The 19,604-nt window shown below is 72.5% G+C and carries 3 protein-coding genes; 1 reads left to right on the top strand and 2 read right to left on the bottom strand.

Translation table 11 applies throughout. The features are described 5' to 3' along the window. Positions 1-13,763 (bottom strand): type I polyketide synthase (locus ACZ4Z1_RS41225; protein ID WP_468491849.1); only part of this gene is annotated, 13,763 nt, incomplete at its 3' end. A gap of 281 nt (positions 13,764-14,044) precedes the next feature. On the opposite strand from ACZ4Z1_RS41225, the gene ACZ4Z1_RS41220 reads away from it, so the two are divergent. Then, entirely contained in the window at positions 14,045-15,238 is a 1,194-nt protein-coding gene (locus ACZ4Z1_RS41220) for a cytochrome P450 (RefSeq protein ID WP_468491848.1), read from the top strand. A gap of 202 nt (positions 15,239-15,440) precedes the next feature. On the opposite strand, the gene ACZ4Z1_RS41215 is transcribed toward ACZ4Z1_RS41220, so the two are convergent. After that, positions 15,441-19,604: SDR family NAD(P)-dependent oxidoreductase (locus ACZ4Z1_RS41215; protein WP_468491847.1), on the bottom strand; the 4,164-nt coding region annotated here is incomplete at its 5' end.

Genomic DNA, 19,604 nt, shown 5'->3' with positions numbered 1-19,604 from the left:
ACCGCCGCACCCGCAAGATCCCCACCCGACACCACACCCCGCGTCACGAACACCAGACGCGAAGCCGCGAACCGGTCATCCGCCAGCCACGACTGCACCATTTCCAAGGCCCAGCCGGCAGCGACGTGTACGGACTCCACCGTTCCGGTGGTGTCGGCGGGCGGCGAGACCAGGACCGCTCCGGGCACGGTCGCTTCCGCCAGCGGCTCCAGGTCCGCGAGGGTCCGCAACGGCTCGCCCTCCGGACCGGTGCCCAGCTCGACGCGCTCGTCCGTGAGCGGGACGGGGTTCCAGTCGACCCTGAAGAGGGAGTCACGGTCGGTGGTCCGCAGCTGTCCGGGCAGGAGCGGGCGGATCACCAGTGACTCCACCGAGGCGACGGGCGCACCGGTCGAATCCGCGATCGCGACGGACAGCGCGCCGCCCGTGTCACGGATACGGACGCGGAGACGCGAGGCGCCGGAAGTGTGCAGGGACACTCCGGCCCAGGAGAACGGGACGCCGCCCGCTTCACCGCCGCTCAGTGCCGCGGCGTGCAGCGCCGCGTCGAAGAGCGCCGGGTGCAGGCCGTAGGCGTCACCGTCGGTGCCCTCGGGAAGCGTCACCTCGGCGTAGATGTCCCCGCCGAGTTTCCAGGCCGCCCGCAGGCCCTGGAACACCGGGCCGTACGTGAGCCCACTGTCGGCGAGTTCGTCGTAGCAGTCGGCCACGTCCACGGCCTCCGCGCCCTTCGGAGGCCATACGGCGGCATCGAAGGGAGCCGCTTCGGCCCCTGTGGTCACCGCACCTTCGGCGTGCAGCGTCCACGGGTCCTCGTCCTCACGCGCGTGCACCGAGACCTGCCGTCGACCCGAACCGTCCGGCTCCCCCAGCCATACCTGCACCTGCACACCACTGCCCGAGGCGGGCAGCACCAGGGGCGCGGCGTGCGTCAGCTCCTCCACCACATCACAGCCGACCTCATCGGCCGCTCGCAACACCAGTTCCACCAACGCCGTGCCGGGGACGAGGACGGACCCCAGCACCACATGATCCGCCAACCACGGATGCGAGGACACCGACAACCGGCCCGTGAACAGCAAACCACCCGAACCCGCCAGCTCCACCGCCGCACCCAGCAACGGATGCCCCGCCGAGCCCAGACCCGCGAACCGCACGTCGCCCGCACGCACCGCCCCACCCGACGGCCAGAACCGCTCACGCTGGAACGCGTACGTCGGCAGATCCACCCACCGCGCACCCGTGCCACCGAACAGCACCGTCCAGTCCACGCTCACACCCCGGACGTACAGCTGTGCCAGGGCACCCAGCAGCGTCGTCCCCTCGGGGCGGTCCTTGCGCAGGACGGGGGCGAGTACGGCTTCGTCAGGTGCGGACTCGCGGGCCAGTGCCGACAGCACACCGTCCGGGCCGAGTTCCAGGAACCGCGTCGCCCCTTCCGCGTCCAGAGCGCGTATCCCGTCCGCGAAACGCACTGCTTCGCGGACGTGCCGGACCCAGTAGTCGGCTCGGGTGAGCTGGTCGGGTTCGGCGAGGCTGCCTGTCAGGTTCGACACGACGGGGATCGCCGGTGTGCCGAACGACAGCCGTGCCACCACCGCGCGGAAGTCGTCCAGCATGGGTTCCATGAGTGGTGAGTGGAAGGCGTGCGAGACCCGCAGCCTGCTGGTCTTGCGTCCCTCCCCCTCGAAGTGCGCCGCGACGGCGAGCACTGCCTCCTCGGCGCCCGAGACCACGACCGACGACGGGCCGTTGACGGCCGCGATCGACACCTGCGGCGTCAGATGCGCAAGAACTTCGTCCTCCGTCGCCCGGATCGCCACCATCGCCCCGCCGGCGGGGAGGGCCTGCATCAGCCGGCCGCGTGCCGCGACCAGCGCACAGGCATCCGGGAGGGAGAAGACGCCCGCCACATGCGCCGCGGATACTTCACCGATCGAATGGCCCGCCACGAAGTCCGGGCGCACGCCCCACGACTCCGCCAGGCGGTACAGCGCCACCTCGATCGCGAACAGGGACGCCTGGGCGTACGCGGTCCGGTTCAGCAGCTCCGCGTCCTCACCCCAGACAACGTCCCGCAAAGGACGCTCCAGGTGCTCATCCAGCGCGGCGCACACCGCATCGAACGCCGCCGCGAACACCGGGAAACGGCCGTACAACTCCCGGCCCATACCCAGGCGTTGCGAACCCTGGCCCGAGAACAAGAAGGCTGTCTTCCCGGCACCGGCCGAGCCCTCCGCCAGACCGGCGTCGGCCTCGCCCACCGCGAGCGCGGACAGTGCCCGTACCAGTGCGTCGCTGTCCTGGCCCCACACCACCGCGCGGCGGGTGAAGCTCGACCGCCCCGTCACCAGCGAGTGGCCGACATCCAGTGCGGACAGTGGCTCATGGCCGGCGACCAGGGACAGCAGGCGTGCCGCCTGGCCGCGCAGCGCGGCCTCGTTCCTGCCGGAAAGCACCCAAGCCAGCGCGCCGGGCTCGGTCACCGGAGTGTCCGGTGCTGCGTCGGCCGCGACCGGTTCGGGCTGCTCCAGGATCACGTGGGCATTCGTACCGCTGACGCCGAACGAGGAGACTCCCGCACGGCGCGGCCCCTCCCCCTGCGGCCACTCAGCAGCAGAGGTCAGCAGCTCCACCGCCCCTGCGTCCCAGTCCACATGGGTCGAGGGCTCATCGACATGCAGTGTCCGCGGAAGCACACCATGACGCATCGCCAGCACCATCTTGATGACACCCGCGACACCCGACGCCGCCTGCGCGTGACCGATGTTGGACTTCACCGATCCCAGCCTCAGCGGCCGCTCCACCGGACGGCCCTGACCGTAAGTGGCCAGCAGTGCCTGCGCCTCGATCGGATCGCCCAACGACGTACCCGTGCCGTGCGCCTCCACCGCATCAACATCCGCAGCCGACAAACCAGCACTCGCCAACGCCTGCCGGATCACCCGCTGCTGCGACGGACCATTCGGCGCCGTCAGACCATTCGACGCACCATCCTGATTCACCGCACTGCCCCGCACCACCGCAAGCACCCGATGCCCATTACGGCGCGCATCCGACAGACGCTCCAGCACGAGCATGCCCACGCCCTCGCCCCAGCCGACACCGTCGGCAGCGTCGGAGAACGCCTTGCAGCGCCCGTCCGCCGCCAGTCCGCGCTGTCGCGAGAACTCGACGAACGTGGTCGGTGTCGACATCACCGTCACACCGCCCGCGAGGGCCAGCGAGCACTCGCCGGAGCGCAGTGCCTGCGCCGCCCAGTGCAGGGCCACCAGCGACGACGAGCATGCGGTGTCCACCGTGACCGCCGGGCCCTCGAAGCCGAAGGTGTAGGAGACCCGCCCGGAGGCGATGCTGGCCGCGCTGCCGTTGCTGCGGTAGCCCTCGAACTGGTCGCCGACGAGGAGGTCGCCGTAGTCGGTGTACATCACGCCCGCGAAGACGCCCGTCCGGCTGCCCCGCAGCGATGCCGGGTCGATGCCTGTCCGCTCGATGGCTTCCCAGGCCGTCTCCAGCAGCAGCCGCTGCTGGGCATCGGTCGCCAGCGCCTCCCGCGGGCTCATCCCGAAGAACTCGGGGTCGAACTCCGCCGCCTCGTGGAGGAAGCCACCGGAGCGGCTGTAGGAGGTGCCGAGTGCCTCGGGGTCCGGGTTGTAGAGGGTTTCCACGTCCCAGCCGCGGTCGGTGGGGAAGTCGGAGACGGCGTCCACGCCGTCGGACACCAGCCGCCACAGGTCCTCCGGCGAGGCGACGCCCCCCGGATAACGGCAGCTCATACCGACGATGACCACCGGGTCGTCGGCCGCCTCCGCGGGCGACGGCGCCCGCACCGGCAGCTCGGCCTCCCCCTGCGCGCCGAACAGTTCGTCCAGCAGGAAGCTGACGAGCGCGTCCGCCGTGGGGTAGTCGAAGACGGCGGTGGGCGAGAGGCGCAGGCCGGTAGCGTTGTTGAGGCGGTTGCGGAGTTCGACCGCGGTCAGGGAGTCGAAGCCGAGGTCCTGGAAGACGCGGGTCGCCTCGATCGTCTCCGGGGTCGCGTGGCCCAGGACGACCGCGATCTGGGCGCGTACCAGGTCCAGGAGCACCTCGCGCCGCTCCTCCGCCCCCAGCCCGCTCAGGCGTCCCGCCAGACCGGCCACCGCGGCCGGACCGCCGACTGCCGAGCGCCGGGCGCGGGTCCTGATCAGGCCGCGCAGCAGCGGGAGCACCTCTCCCTGCTCGCGCAGGGCAGCCAGGTCGAAACGTACGGGAAGCAGTTGGGCGTCGCCGGCTGCCAGCGCGGCGTCGAAGAGGGCCACGCCCTGGGCGGGGGTGAGTTCGGGCATGCCTTGGCGGGCGATGCGCTGGAGGTCGGCCTCGGTGAGGGTGCCGGTCATGCCGCTGTCCTGGGACCAGGGGCCCCACGCCAGCGACACCGCAGGCAGACCCGCCGCCCGGCGACGGTGCGCCAGCGCGTCCAAGAAGGCGTTACTCGCCGCATAGTTGGCCTGACCGGGACTGCCGATCGTGCCCGCCACCGACGAGAACACCACAAACGCATCCAGATCCAGGTGCTCGGTCGCCTCGTGCAGATACCAGGCAGCATCCACCTTCGGACGCAACACCCCCGACAACCGCTCGGGAGTCAGCGACTCCACCACACCGTCGTCCAGCACACCGGCCGTATGCACGACCGCGGTGGGAACGTGGCGGGAGACCAGGTCGGCCACGGCCATACGATCCGTCACATCACACGCCTCGACCACAACCCCCGCGCCATACCCCTCCAGCTCAGCCACCAGCTCCCCGGCACCCTCGGCACCCGGGCCCCTGCGGCTGACCAACACCACACTCCGCACCCCGCGCTCAACCACCAGATGCCGGGCGACAGTACGGCCCAGACCACCGGTACCACCAGTGATCAGGACCGTACCGGACGGATCCCAGGGGAAAGCCTGCTGTGCCTGAGCACGAGCCAACCGCGCCGCCAGGACCTCACCACCACGCACCAGCAACTGCGGCTCGTCCAACACCAACGCCCTCGATACCAGCGCCACATCGGCGTCGTCACCGTCCACATCCACCAGACCGAAACGGCCCGGATGCTCCGACTGTGCCGATCGCACCAGGCCCCACACCGCCGCACCCGCAAGATCCCCACCCGACACCACACCCCGCGTCACGAACACCAGACGCGAAGCCGCGAACCGGTCGTCCGCCAGCCACGACTGGATCACGTCCAAGGCCCACGCCGTCGCGGCGTGCACGGACTCCACCGTCCCCGACGTGCCTGCGGGCGGCGCCACCAGCACCGCGCCGGGCACACGTCCGGAGCCGGCCAGGGAGGCCAGGTCCGCATGGTGCTCGACCCGGTCCGCGTACCGGTGGAACGACGAGTCGGTGGGGGAACCGATCGCCGCGACGGTCTCCGCGGCCTCGGCCGGGGGCAGGCGTACGGGGTTCCACTGGAGGCGGAACAGCGCGTCGCGGACGGCCGGGTTCGCCCCGCCTTCGAGCTGGTCGGCGGAGACCGGCCGCAGGACGAGCGTGCCGATGGAGGCGACGGGTTCGCCCGCGGTGTCGGCGACGTCCACGGACACCGTGTCGGCGCTGTGCCGGGTCACGCGGACCCGTACCGCCGCGGCGCCGGAAGCGTGCAGCGAGACGCTTTCCCAGGAGAAGGGCACGACGTCCTGGTCGACCCCGTTGAAGGTGACGACGTGCAGGGCCGCGTCGAGCAGCGCCGGGTGCAGGCCGTAGGCAGGCGCGTCGCCTTCGGCCGCGGCGGGCAGCGCGACCTCGGCGAAGACCTCGTCGCCTCGGCGCCATGCGGTGCGCAGGCCCTGGAAGTGGGGGCCGTAGTCGAAGCCGCGGTCGGCCAGGCGCGGGTAGAGGCCGGTCAGCTCGACGGGTTCGGCGTCGGCGGGCGGCCAGGGCGCGGCGGTGAAGTCGAAGCCGTCGGCGGCCGGGTGCGGGCCGGTGGCGAGGACGCCGGTGGCGTGCTGCCGCCACGGGCGGTCGCCGTCGCTCTCCTCCCTGGAGCGGGCGGTCAGGGTGCGCCGGCCGGCCTCGTCGGCGGGTCCCACGCGCAGCTGGAGTTGTACGCCGCCGTGCTCGGGCAGGACGAGCGGGGCGGCCAGGGTCAGTTCGTCGACGCGGTCGCAGCCCGCCTCGTCGGCGGCGCGGATGGCGAGTTCGGCGAAGGCCGTGCCCGGCAGCAGGACGGATCCCATGATGGTGTGCCCGGCCAGCCAGGGGTGGGTCTGGAGCGAGAGGCGGGTGGTGAACAGCAGGCCGTCGCCGTCGGGCAGCTCCGCGGAGGCGCTCAGCAGCGGGTGGCCGGCCGCTTCGAGACCGGCGGCGCCGAGGTCTCCGGTGCGGGTGTGGTCGGGGGTCGGCCAGAACCGCTGGTGCTGGAAGGCGTACGTCGGCAGGTCGACGACGCGCGCGTCCCGGTCGTCGAGGAACGCGGACCAGTCGGTCTCGGCGCCGTGTACGTGCAGTCGCGTCAGGGCCGCGAGGAGGGCCGCCGCTTCCGGGCGGTCCCGGCGCAGGGCGGGTACGAGAACGGTTTCGCCGGGAGCGTTCGGGCCCGCCAGGTCCTCGTCCGGCAGCGACTCGCGTGCCATGGCCGCGAGCGTGCCGTCGGGGCCCAGCTCCAGGAAGCGGGTCACGCCCTGCGCGCGCAGGGCGCGGATCCCGTCGGCGAACCGTACCGCGGCGCGGACGTGGGTCACCCAGTACTCGGGACTGCGCAGCTGGTCGCGGGTGGCAAGTTCGCCGGTGACGTTCGAGACGACGGCCAGCTGCGGCTCGCCGTAGGACAAGCCCTCGGCGACGGCCCGGAAATCGGCCAGCATGGGGTCCATCAGGGGCGAGTGGAAGGCGTGCGAGACCCGCAGGCGGGTGGTCCTGCGGCCCTCGGCCTCGAAGTACGCCGCGAGCGTGAGTACGGCGGCCTCGGCGCCGGAGACCACGGTGGACCGGGGGCCGTTGACGGCGGCGATCGCGATGTCCTCGGTCAGGTGCGGGCGCACCTCTTCCTCGGTGGCCCGGATCGCCACCATCGCACCGCCGGCGGGCAGGGCCTGCATCAGCCGTCCGCGTGCCGCCACCAGCGTGCAGGCGTCGGCCAGTGAGAACACCCCGGCGACATGCGCGGCGGCGATCTCGCCGACGGAGTGCCCGGCCACGTACTGGGGACGTACGCCCCAGGATTCCACGAGCCGGAACAGGGCCACCTCGATGGCGAACAGCCCGGCCTGGGCGTGGGCCGTCCGGTTCAGCGCTTCCGCGTCCTCACCCCAGACGACGTCCCGCAGGGGGCGGTCCAGGTGCTCGTCCAGCGCGGCACACACCGCGTCGAACGCCGCCGCGAAGACCGGGTGGCGGGCGTGCAGCTCGCGCCCCATGCCGAGGCGTTGGGATCCCTGGCCGGAGAAGAGGACGGCGTCCCGGCCGGGGTGGGCCGTGCCCGTGTCCACGGCGGGGTCGGCCTCGCCCGCGGCCAGGGCGGCCAGGGCACGCAGCGCGGCATCGCGGTCGTCGGCGCGGACGGCCGCGCGGTGGATGAAGGCCGTGCGGCGGGTCGCCAGCGTGTGGGCGGCGTCCATGAGCCGGGGCGCTGGTTCGCGTTCCAAGTGGGCGCGCAGTCGGGCGGCCTGGGCGCGCAGGGCGCTCTCGCTCTTGGCGGAGAGCAGCAGCGGTGCCGGCCCGTCGGGGGCGGTGGCCGTCCCGTCAGGAGCGGTGGACGGCGGCTCGGGTTCCGGGGCCGGGGGCAGTTCCAGGACCACGTGCGCGTTGGTGCCGCTGATGCCGAACGCGGAGACCGCGGCCCGCCGGGGCCGGCCCGTCCCGGGCCAGTCCGTGTGCTCGGTGAGCAGCTCGACGGCGCCCGCGGTCCAGTCGACGTGCCCGGTGGGCTCGTCGACGTGCAGGGTGCGCGGCAGTATGCCGTGCCGCATCGCCAGCACCATCTTCATCACGCCCGCCACACCGGCGGCGGCCTGGGTGTGTCCGAGGTTGGACTTCACCGCGCCCAGCAGCAGCGGCTGCTCCGGCGGACGCTCCTGGCCGTAGGTGGCCAGCAGTGCCTGGGCCTCGATCGGGTCGCCGAGCGTGGTGCCCGTGCCGTGGGCCTCCACGGCGTCGACTTCGGTGGCGTCCAGCTGGGCGTTGGCCAGGGCCTGCCGGATCACCCGCTGCTGCGACGGGCCGCTGGGGGCGCTCAGACCGTTGGACGCGCCGTCCTGGTTGACGGCCGAACCCCGTACCACGGCGAGCACCTGGTGGCCGTTGCGCCGGGCGTCGCTGAGCCGTTCGACCAGCAGCAGGCCGACGCCCTCGCTCCAGCCGGTGCCGTCGGCGGCGGCCGCGAACGGCTTGCAGCGGCCGTCGGGGGCCAGCCCGCGCTGCCGGGCGAACTCCACGAAGGAGGACGGGGTGGACATCACCGTCACACCGCCCGCGACCGCCAGGGAGCACTCGCCCTGGCGCAGCGCCTGGGCGGCCATGTGCAGGGCCACCAGGGAGGAGGAGCACGCCGTGTCCACCGTGACGGCCGGTCCTTCGAAGCCGAAGGTGTAGGAGACCCGGCCGGAGACGACGCTCATCGCGTTGCCGGTGAGCCGGTGTCCGCCGGCTTCCTCCTGCGCCGTGTCCAGCACCGTGCCGTAGTCCTGGGTGTTGGTGCCCGCGAAGACGCCGGTGCTGCTGCCCCGCAGAGTCTCCGGGTCGATACCCGCCTGTTCGAGCACCTCCCAGGTGGTCTCCAGGAGCAGCCGCTGCTGCGGGTCCATGGCGAGGGCCTCGCGCGGCGAGATGCCGAAGAAGTGCGCGTCGAAGTCGGCGGCGCCGTCCAGGAACCCGCCGCCCCGGGCATAGCTGGTGCCCTGGTGGTCGGGATCGGGGTGGTAGAGCCGGTCCAGGTCCCAGCCCCGGTCGGCGGGCATGGGGGTGATGGCGTCGCCGCCCTCGGCGAGGAGCTGCCACAGGGCCTCGGGTGAGTTCACGCCGCCGGGGAAGCGGCAGGCCATGCCGACGATCGCCACCGGTTCGTCCTGGGCTGCGGCCGAGGCCCGTACGACGGTGGCGGGCCCGGCGGCGCCCAGCACCTCCGAGCGCAGGTACGCGGCGACCGCGGCGGAAGAGGGGTGGTCGAACAGCAGGGTGGTGGGCAGCCGCAGGCCCGTGGCGGCGGACAGCCGGTTGCGCAGGTCGACGGCCATCAGGGAGTCGAAGCCCTGCTCGCGGAAGGCGCGTCGGGCGTCGACGGTGTCCGGTGACGGGTGACCGAGGACCTTCGCGGCCTCTTCCCTGACCATGGCCAGGAGCGCCTGTTCCTGTTCGGCGGGTGGCAGTGCGCCGATCCGTTCGCGCAGGGGGGAGCGTTCGCGGCGCGGTGCGTCGGCGGGGCCGAGCGCGCGGCGGGCCTCGGGCAGGTCGCCGATGAGGGGGCTGGGGCGTACGGCGGTCAGGACGGGAGCGTAGGCGCTCCAGACGACGTCGGCCACGGTCACGTGCGTCATGCCCTGGGCGAGGGCCTGGCGCAGGGCGGCGAGTGCGGGAGCCGCGGCCATGGGCAGCAGTCCGTCGCGGCTCATCCGGTCGGCGGCGTCACTGTCGGTGGCCATGCCCTCGCCCGCCCAGGGGCCCCAGGACACGGAGGTGGCCGGGAGGCCCTGCCGGTGGCGCTGCTCGGCGAGGGCGTCCAGGTAGGCGTTGGCAGCGGCGTAGTTGGCCTGTCCGGCATTGCCCAGGACACCGACGATGGAGGAGAACAGCACGAAGTGGTCCAGGTTCAGGTCCTGGGTGAGTTCGTGCAGGTTCTGTGCGGCTCCGGCCTTGGGGCGCAGGACGGTTTCGAAGCGCTCGGGGGTGAGCGCGTCCAGTACGCCGTCGTCCAGTACGCCTGCGGCGTGGACGACGCCGGTCAGCGGCAGGTGCGGCGGGATGCCGGCGAGGACGGCCGCCAGTGCGCCGCGGTCGGCGGCGTCGCAGGCGGCGAGGGTGACCTCGATGCCGCGGTCGGTGAGCGCTGCCGCGAGTTCCGCCGCGCCGGGGGCCTGCGGACCGCGACGGCTGGTGAGCACGAGGTGTTCGGCTCCGGCGTCGGCCAGCCAGTGGGCGAGGTGTGCGCCCAGGGCGCCGGTGCCGCCGGTGACCAGGACGGTGCCGTGGGTGCTCCACCGGGCGCCGGTGTCGCCGCCGGGCGTGATCCGTTCCAGGCGGCGGGTGAAGGTCCCGGCCGGGCGGATCGCGACCTGGTCCTCCTGCGAGGCGAGGGCGCTCAGCAACGCGGGGACGGTCCGCCCTTCCAGGTTCTCGGGGAGGTCGACGAGCCCGCCCCAGCTCTGCGGGGCCTCCAGCGCGGCCACCCGGCCCAGGCCCCATGTCTGTGCCTGTACGGGGCTGTCGAGCGCCTCGTGCCGGTCGACGGCGACGGCGCCGCGGGTCACACACCACAGCGGTGCCTGGATGCCGGCGGCCTCCAGGGCGTGCATCAGCGTGATGGTGGCGGCCAGACCGCGTGGCACGGAGGACAGGTGCGGGTGGGGCCGCTCGTCGAGGGCCAGCAGGGAGAGCACGCCGTCGACGGGGGTGTCGGGCCGGGCGAAGGGGGCGCCGGGTTCGTGGGTGGCGGACAGTTCGCGTACATCGGTGTGGAGGCCGTGGTCGCGCAGGGCGTCCAGGAGGCGGGCGGTCCACGGGTCGTCGGTGGTGCCGTCGGGCAGGACGACGAGCCAGTGTCCGGTGGCGGCGGGACCGTCGGAGGCGGTGCGCGGGGCCCAGTGGGTCCGGTAGCTGAGGCGGTCCGCCGCGGCCTGGGTCCTGCGCTGCCTGCGCCAGGAGGAGAGGGTGGGCAGGAGGGTGCCCAGGGAGTCCGCGTCGCTGCCGTCGATGGCCAGTACGGCCGTCAGCTCCTGGAGGTCCTCGCGTTCGACGGCCGCCCAGAATCCGGCCTCGCCCGCTTCGGGGGCGTCCGCCTCCTCCTCGTCGCGGCCGGCCGGGTCGAGCCAGTACCACTGGCGTTGGAAGGCGTAGGTGGGCAGTTCGGCGCCGGGAGCGCCGGACGTGCCTGATGTGCTGAGGCAGGCGGACCAGTCGACGTGGACGCCGTGCGCGAAGGCGGTGGCGATGCCTTCGGTGAGGGCGGATGCTTCGGGGCGGCCGGTGCGCAGGAGGGACACGAGAACAGGGGGGACGGGCTCCTCAAGGGTGGTCAGGCTGTCCTGGACCATGGGGGTGAGGACGCCGCCGGGGCCGATCTCCACGAAGGCGGTGACGCCCTCGGCCTCGAGGGTGCGCACGGCGGCGCAGAAGCGTACTGCTTCGCGGACCTGCCTGACCCAGTAGTCGGGCGAGCGCAGGTCTTCCTCGGTGGCGAGCGTGCCGGTCACCGTGGACACCACGGGGATGCGGGGGGCGTGGAAGGTCAGGCCGCGGGCGACGCGCCGGAAGTCCTCCAGCATGCCGTCCATGTGCGGGGAGTGGAAGGCGTGGCTGACCCGCAGTCGCTTGGTGCGGCGGCCCTGTGCCGCGAAGTGGGCCGCTATCTCGGTGACGGTCTGTTCGTCGCCCGAGACGACGAGGGAGCCGGGTCCGTTGGCCGCCGCGAGGGCGGCACGGTCCTCGTGGCCGGCCAGGCGGTCGCGGATCTCCTCCTCGGTGGCCTGGATCGCCACCATGGCGCCGCCTTCGGGCAGCGCCTGCATGAGCGTGCCACGCGCGGCGACCAGCCGTGCGGCGTCCTGGAGGGTCAGTACGCCGCTGACGTGGGCGGCGGTGAGCTCGCCGATGGAGTGCCCGGCGACGAACTGCGGCGCCGCACCCCACGATTCGGCGAGACGGAACAGGGCGGTTTCCAGGGCGAAGAGTGCGGCCTGGGTGTAGGCGGTCCGGTCGAGCAGGGCGGCCTCGGCGCTGCCTTCCGCCGCGAAGACGATGTCGCGCAGCGGCCGGTCCAGGTGCGGGTCGAGTTCGGCGCACACCGCGTCGAAGGCGTCGGCGAACGCGGGGTACGCGGCGTGCAGTTCGCGTCCCATGCCAAGGCGCTGGGAGCCCTGCCCGGCGAAGAGGAACGCGGTGCGGGCCTTGGCGGCGACGCCGCTGACCAGGCCGGTGGCCGTGCGGCCCGCGGCAAGGGCGTCCAGGCCGCGCAGGAACGCCGCGCGGTCGTCCGCGACCAGGACCGCGCGGTGTTCCATGAGGGTCCGGGTGCCCGCGAGGGCGTGGGCGACGGCGGCCGGTTCGAGGTCGGCGCGGTCCCGTAGGTGGCGGCCGAGGCGCGCGGCCTGGGCGTGCAGGGCCGCTTCGGTGCGGGCCGACAGGATCCAGGGCAGCACGCCCGGACGGGCGGCCGCCTCGGGGCCCGGTCCGGCCTTGTGGGCCGCGGCCTCGGGTGCCTGCTCCAGGATGACGTGGGCGTTGGTGCCGCTGATGCCGAAGGAGGAGACGGCGGCGCGGCGCGGGCGCTCGGCGCTCGGCCAGGGCTCGGGCTCCGCGAGGAGCCTGGCACTGCCCTCATTCCAGTCGACGTGCCCGGTGGGCTCGTCCAGGTGCAGGGTCTTGGGCAGGTGCCCGTGCCGCATCGCCAGGACCATCTTCATCACGCCCGCGATACCGGCGGCGGCCTGGGTGTGCCCGATGTTGGACTTCATGGAGCCGATCAGCACGGGCCGGTCCGCGGGGCGCTGCTGCCCGTAGGTGGCCAGCAGGGCGTGCGCCTCGACGGGGTCGCCGAGCGTGGTGCCGGTGCCGTGCGCCTCCACCGCGTCGACGTCCGGGGCGGTCAGGCCCGCGCCGGTCAGTGCCTGGCGGATGACGCGTTGCTGCGAGGGGCCGTTGGGGGCGGTCAGTCCGTTGGACGCGCCGTCCTGGTTGACGGCCGAGCCCTTCAGCACGGCCAGTACGGGATGGCCGTTGCGTACGGCGTCGGAGAGCCGCTCGACGAGCAGCAGTCCCACGCCCTCGCTCCAGCCGGTGCCGTCGGCGGCGGCCGCGAACGGCTTGCAGCGGCCGTCGGGAGCCAGGCCACGCTGGCGGGAGAACTCCACGAACATCTGCGGGGTGGACATCACGGTCGCGCCGCCCACCAGGGCCATGGCGCACTCGCCGCGCCGCAGCGCGTGCGCGGCGAGGTGCAGGGCCACCAGCGACGAGGAGCATGCCGTGTCCACGGTCAGCGCGGGTCCCTCCAGGCCCAGGACGTAGGAGATCCGGCCGGAGGCGATGCTGATGTGGTTGCCGGTCAGCAGGTGCCCGCCGACCTCGTCGGCCCGCCGCCCGCCCTCGGCGTCGTACCCTCCGTGGCCGGTGCCGACGAACACGCCGGTGCGGCTGCCCGCGAGGGATGCCGGGTCGATGCCGGCCCGTTCGACGGCTTCCCACGCGGTCTCCAGGAGCAGCCGCTGCTGGGGGTCCATGGCGAGCGCCTCGCGCGGGGAGATCCCGAAGAAGCCGGGGTCGAACTCGCCCGCGTCGTGCAGGAACCCGCCCTCGCGGGCGTAGGCGGTGCCCTGGTGGGCCGGGTCGGGGTGGTAGAGCGCGTCCAGGTCCCAGCCGCGGTTGCGGGGGAAGGAGGAGATCGCGTCGACGCCGTCGCGCAGCAGCTCCCACAGTTCTTCGGGCGAGCGGACGCCGCCGGGGAAGCGGCAGGCCATCGAGACGATCGCGATGGGCTCCGTCTGCTTCGCCTCCGTCTCGTCCAATTGCTGACGAGTCTCGTGAAGGTCCGCGATCGCGCGCTTGAGGTACTCGCGCAGCTTCTCCTCGTTCGACATCAGGACGCCAATCGCTCGGTGGGAATGCCGGACCTGGGGCACAGAGCGCCGACACGCACGTCCGACCGTTTCCCTGCCATCTTCCACAAGGCGGACTGCGGGTTTCCCTAGATCACGCGCCGCTCCCCGGAGGCGGGATCTCGACTCCGCGGACAGCCGCCACCCCATTGGGGAGGGCGGCAGCCGGGGCCGCGCCCGAGCAATTTGTAGGGTTTTCCCGGTCCCGAGGTCGCTAGCGTCACACCCCACCCGTCACGCCATGAAGCACACGTAAGGGGTCTCCTATGACCGCTGCCTCCCAAGACCTGCCCTGCCTCAACCTCGAACCGCCCAAGATGCTGGAGCTGAGCCCGCTCCTGCGCGCGTTGCAGGACCGGGGGCCGATCCACCGGGTGCGCACACCCGCCGGGGACGAGGCGTGGCTGGTGACCCGCCACGCCGAACTCAAGCAGCTGCTGCACGACGAGCGCATCGGCCGCACGCACCCCGATCCGTCCTCCGCCGCGCAGTACGTACGCAGCCCGTTCCTGGACCTGCTGATCAGCGACAGCGACGCCGAGACCGGGCGCCGGCAGCACGCCGAGACCCGCCGCCTGCTCACGCCGTTGTTCTCGGCCCGGCGTGTGATGGAGATGCGGCCGAAGGTGGAGGACGCCGCGGACACCTTGCTGGACGCGTTCATCGCCAAGGGGTCTCCCGGCGACTTCCACGGTGAGCTTTCGGTGCCGTTCGCCCTCACCGTGCTCTGCGAGGTCATCGGGGTACCGCCGCAGCGCCGCGACGAGCTGACCACACTGCTGGCCGGCATCGCCAAGCTGGACGACCGCGACAGCGCCATGAAGGCCCAGCACGAGCTGTACGCGTACGTGGAAGGACTGGTCGAGCACAAGCGGGCCGAGCCCGGCCCCGACATCATTTCCCGGCTGAACGACGGTGAACTGCCCGAGGACCGTGTGGCGCACTTGGCCATGGGGCTGTTGTTCGCCGGGCTGGACAGCGTCGCGAGCATCATGGACAACGGCGTGGCCCTGCTGGCCTCCCACCCCGGCCAGCGCGCGGCCGCGCTGGCCGACCCCACCGTGATGACGCGTGCCGTGGAGGAGGTGCTGCGCACCGCACGCGCCGGCGGGTCGGTCCTGCCGCCGCGTTACGCCAGCGAGGACATGGAATTCGGCGGGGTGACCATACGGGCCGGGGACCTGGTCCTGTTCGACCTCGGCCTGCCCAACTTCGACGAGCGGGCATTCACGGGGCCGGAGGAGTTCGACGTCACCCGGGCCCCCAACCCGCACCTGACCTTCGGCCACGGCATCTGGCACTGCATCGGCGCTCCGCTCGCGCGCCTGGAGCTCACAACGATGTTCACCAAGCTGTTCACCCGGCTGCCGGAACTGCGCCTGGAACTCCCTGTGGAGGAACTGCGCCTGAAGGAGGGCCAGTTGTCGGGCGGTTTCGCCGAGCTGCGCATCACCTGGTAAGGGCTGCTCCTGGCAGAAGATCGTTGCCGTGCCGCCGCCGTGAAGGGAAGCATCCCTCACGGCGGCGGCACTTTCCGCTGCCCGCCCGCCTGTCGACACGCATCAACATGACACGTTCAGGCGGGCGGCCCGGTGGCCGCCCGCCTGAACGTTCCGCTCCCGTGCCGTCGTCACCCGGCTACGGGGCCACCCGTTGCCGGCGTCACGCGGTGCCGAGGCTGCCGAGCCATTCCTTGACGATGCGCGCGGTCTCCGGCGCGTCGTCGCGGACCATGGAGAAGTGGTCCGCGTCCACGTTGCGGACGTCGACCGGGCTGCCGTGGTCCTCGCCGTAGATCCCGGTGTCGGTCCCGATGCCGAAGGTCTCCCGGGTGGCACGGACGATCAGTACGGGGACGGTCGTGTGCCGGACTTCGAGCTGGTTCAGCATGCCCATCCAGCGGGCCATCGCCGAGAGCCTGGAGTTCGTCATCCGTACCGGCGAAATTTCGTCGACCATGAAGTGGCGTCGCATCAGGCCCGCGTAGTCGATGCTCTCGTTCTGCTCGTGCCGGAGGCTGAGGGTGTCCAGCAGCACCACGGCCTCGGGCCTGATGCCCCAGGTGTTCTCCAGCAGGGCCGCCGCCAGGTAGGCGAAGGCACCGGCGGACGAGTGCCCGACCAGGACGAAGGGGTTGCCGTCGCTCGCGCGCAGCGCGCTCTCCGCGATGACCCGCACCGCGGTCTCGGGGTTCGCCGGCAGACGCTCCCCCGTGGCGAAGCCGACCAGCGGCAGCGCGCTGACGTGCCGCTCGTCCCGGAAGGGTGCGGCGAGCCTGACGTACTCGTGTACGCCGCCGTTGGCGGTGGGTGTACTGACGCAGATCAGCCGCGGCGCGCCGGGGCCCTCGGCAAGGGTGGCCGGGAGCGGCAGATCCTCCAGTTCGGCGGTGTTCTCGAAGCTCGGGCGGAGGGCACCGAGGGCGGAGAGCATGTGCTGGGCTTCCGGGACCTTGCCGCTCTCCAAGGCGTCGAGGAACATCCGCTCCAGCGAGTCGGTCTCCGGTGCGGCGGCCGGGAGGAAGCCCGCTTGCGACGCGGAGCCGTCCAGGGACGACTGGGCGGCCAGGTCGGCGTAGAGCCGGGCTGCGAGGTCGGTGGGGGTCTTGCTGTCGAAGACCACGGTTGCCGACAGGTGCAGGCCGGTGATGGTGGAGAGCCGGTTGCGCAGTTCGACGGAGGTCAGCGAGTCGAAGCCCAGCTCGTAGAACTCGCGCCGGGCATCGACGCCCTGGGCCGAGGCGTGTCCGAGTACGGCGGCGGCCTCGGTCCGTACGACGTCGGCCATCAGCCGCGTCCGCTCCTCCGGACGCACGGCCCGCAGCCGGTCGATGAGCGAGGCGGCCGTCCCGGCACCCGCCGCGGCACTCGCGGCCACCCGCCGCGAGCCCTTGACCAGCCCCTGCAGCACCGGCGGCACCGGCCCTTGGGCACGCACCTGCCCCGAAGTCCGGCCCACCGCGACAAGGTGTGCCGCGCCGGTAGCGGTGGCCGTGTCGAACAGTGCCAGTCCCCGCTCCGGGCTGAGCGGGGCAGTTCCGTACGACGCCATGCGCTGCATGTCCGCGTCCGAGAGGGCAGCGGTCATGCCCCCGCCCTGCGCCCAGGCACCCCACGACAGCGACTGCGCGGGCAGCCCCCGCCCGGCCCGGTACCCGGCGAGCGCGTCCAGGAACGTGTTGCCCGCCGCGTAGTTGCCCTGGCCCGGAGAACCGACCACACCGGAAATGGACGAGTAGAGCACGAAGGCGGTCAGGTTCAGGTCCTTGGTGGCCTCGTGCAGATGCCAGGCGGCATCCGCCTTCGGACGCAGCACCCCCGACAACCGCTGCGGCGTCAACGAGGTCACCACACCGTCATCGAGCACACCCGCCGTATGGATCACCGCGGTCAGCGGATGCGCGGCAGACACCGCACCCACGGCCGCCTCCACCGCCACCCGGTCCGCCACATCACAGGCGCGGACCGCGACCTCGGCACCGTAGGCCGCCAACTCCTCCCGCAGCTCCCCCGCACCCGGCGCATCCGGACCGCTACGGCTGACCAGCAGCAGATGCCGCACACCGTGCTCGGCCACCAGATGCCGGGCCAGCTCACGCCCCAGCCCCCCGGTGCCACCAGTGATCAACACCGTGCCGTCCGCATCCCAATCCCGCGGCACCTCCCCCACCTCTTCGCCCAGTTCGGCCAGCCGGCCCACCCGCAGCACACCATCACGCACCACGAACTGGGCCTCCCCGGCAGCCAGCAGACCCGGCAGCTCTCCGAGCACCGGGCCGAGGGCCCCGTCCTCCAGATCCACCAGCGCCAGCCGCCCCGGATTCTCCGACTGCGCCGAACGCACCAGACCCCACACCGCAGCCGCCGCCACATCCACCACCGGCTCACCCACACCAGCCGCCACAGCACCCCGCGTAACAAACACCAGACGGCAGGACCCCGCCTCCTCCCGGGCCAACCACTCCTGAAGCACACCCAACACCTGAGCGGTGAGTTCGTGGGCGCGGGCAGGAACGTCGCCGTCCGTACCGGACACTGGAACCACCACAAGGTCCTCGTCACCGGTCAGCTCCGACAGGGACCCGACCGACGCCCCGACGCCCAACACATCCGCGCCCAGGGACACACACCGCACCTCAGCCGGCTGCACCTCCGGACCCGCCACCCACTCCAACGACAACAGCGAGTCGTTGCCTGCACCACGTTGTGCCGTCAACGCGGCTCCCACACCGGCCTGTTGGCCGCGCAGGACGAGTTCCTCGACGGACAGGACGGGCGCGCCCTCGACGTCGACAGCCGTGATGGACACCGATTCCTCACCGGTCTTCACCACCCGTGCCCGCAGCACCGAAGCTCCTCCGGCATGCAGGGACACACCCCGCCAGGCGAACGGCACGAGCTGGTCGCCCTTCCTGCCGATGCCGGCCATCCGACGGGACTGGAGCACCGCGTCCAGCAGTACCGGATGCAGTCCGAAGGATCCGGCGTCCTCGGCGACCTGGTCCGGCAGCGCCACCTCCACGTAGGCCCCGTCCTCGCACTGCCACACCGAGCGCAGCCCCTGGAAAGCGGGGCCGTACCCGGTCCCCTCGTAAAACCCCTCCAGGTCAACGGCCTCCGCGTCCCGCGGCGGCCAGACCGCGGAACCGAAGCCCCCGATCCGCTCCCCCGAGGTCAATGTGCCGCCCGCGTGTTGCTCCCATGGCTGGTCGAGGGCGCCGTCCGGGCGCGAATACACCGAGACCGAGCGGGCGCCCGCGTCGTCAGCGGCCGCGACGAGCACCTGGACCTGGGTGGCCCGTTCCTCGGTCAGCACCAGCGGGGACATCAGCACGAATTCCTCGACCCGCTCGCAGCCGACCTGGTCACCGGCGCGCATCGCCAGCTCCAGGAAACCGGTGGCCGGGAAGAGCACGCTGCCGCCCATGGTATGGTCGGTCAGCCACGGGTATGCCTGGAGCGACAGCCTGCCGGTCAGCACCACCCCGCCATCGTCCGCGAGGGTCAGTGTCGCGCCCAGCAGGGGGTGCTCCGCGGGCAGCAGACCGGCGCCGGTCACATCCCCGGACAGTGCGGCCGGCCGGGGCCAGTACCGCTCGTGCCGGAAGGGGTAGGTGGGCAGGTCCACGCGGCGGGCACCGGTGTCGGCGAACCAGGCGGACCAGTCCACCCCGACACCTGCCACATGCAGCCGCGCCAGAGCCGTGAGTAGGGCCGTTTCCTCGGGACGGTCCTTGCGCAGGGCCGATACCGCTACGTGGGTGTCGGCACCGTCAAGGCTGTGCTGGGCCATGGCCGTCAGCACACCATCCGGGCCCAACTCCAGGTAGGCCTCGACGTCTTCAGCCGCCATGGCACGTACACCATCGGCGAAGCGCACGGTCTCCCGCACGTGTCGCACCCAGTAGTCGGCCGTGCAGACGATGCTCTCGGTGGCGAGTCCGCCCGTCACATTGGAGACAAGCGGGATGCGCGGAGCCTCGTACGACAGCCCCTCGGCCACCCGCCGGAACTCCGCCAGCATCGGCTCCATCAACGGCGAATGGAACGCGTGACTGACCGACAGCCGCTGGGTCTTCCGCCCCTCGGCCGCCAGCTCCTCCGCGATCCGCAGCACCTCGGACTCGCCCCCGGCAATGACCACCGACTCCGGCCCGTTGACCGCCGCGATCGACACCCCGTCGACCAGCCGCCCTACCACCTCACCCTCCGCCGCCTGCACAGCCACCATTGCACCACCCGCAGGCAGCGCCTGCATCAACCGCGCACGGGCCGCCACCAGCACACACGCATCCGCCAGCGACAACACCCCCGCCACATGCGCCGC

This window comes from Streptomyces sp. NPDC030165 (assembly GCF_055573595.1).
This window is presented reverse-complemented; position numbering and strand designations above follow the sequence as displayed.

Excerpts from the sequence above, each read along its gene's own strand:
- ACZ4Z1_RS41220 (WP_468491848.1), top strand. The coding sequence starts at position 14,045 with ATGACCGCTGCCTCCCAAGACCTGCCCTGCCTCAACCTCGAACCGCCC.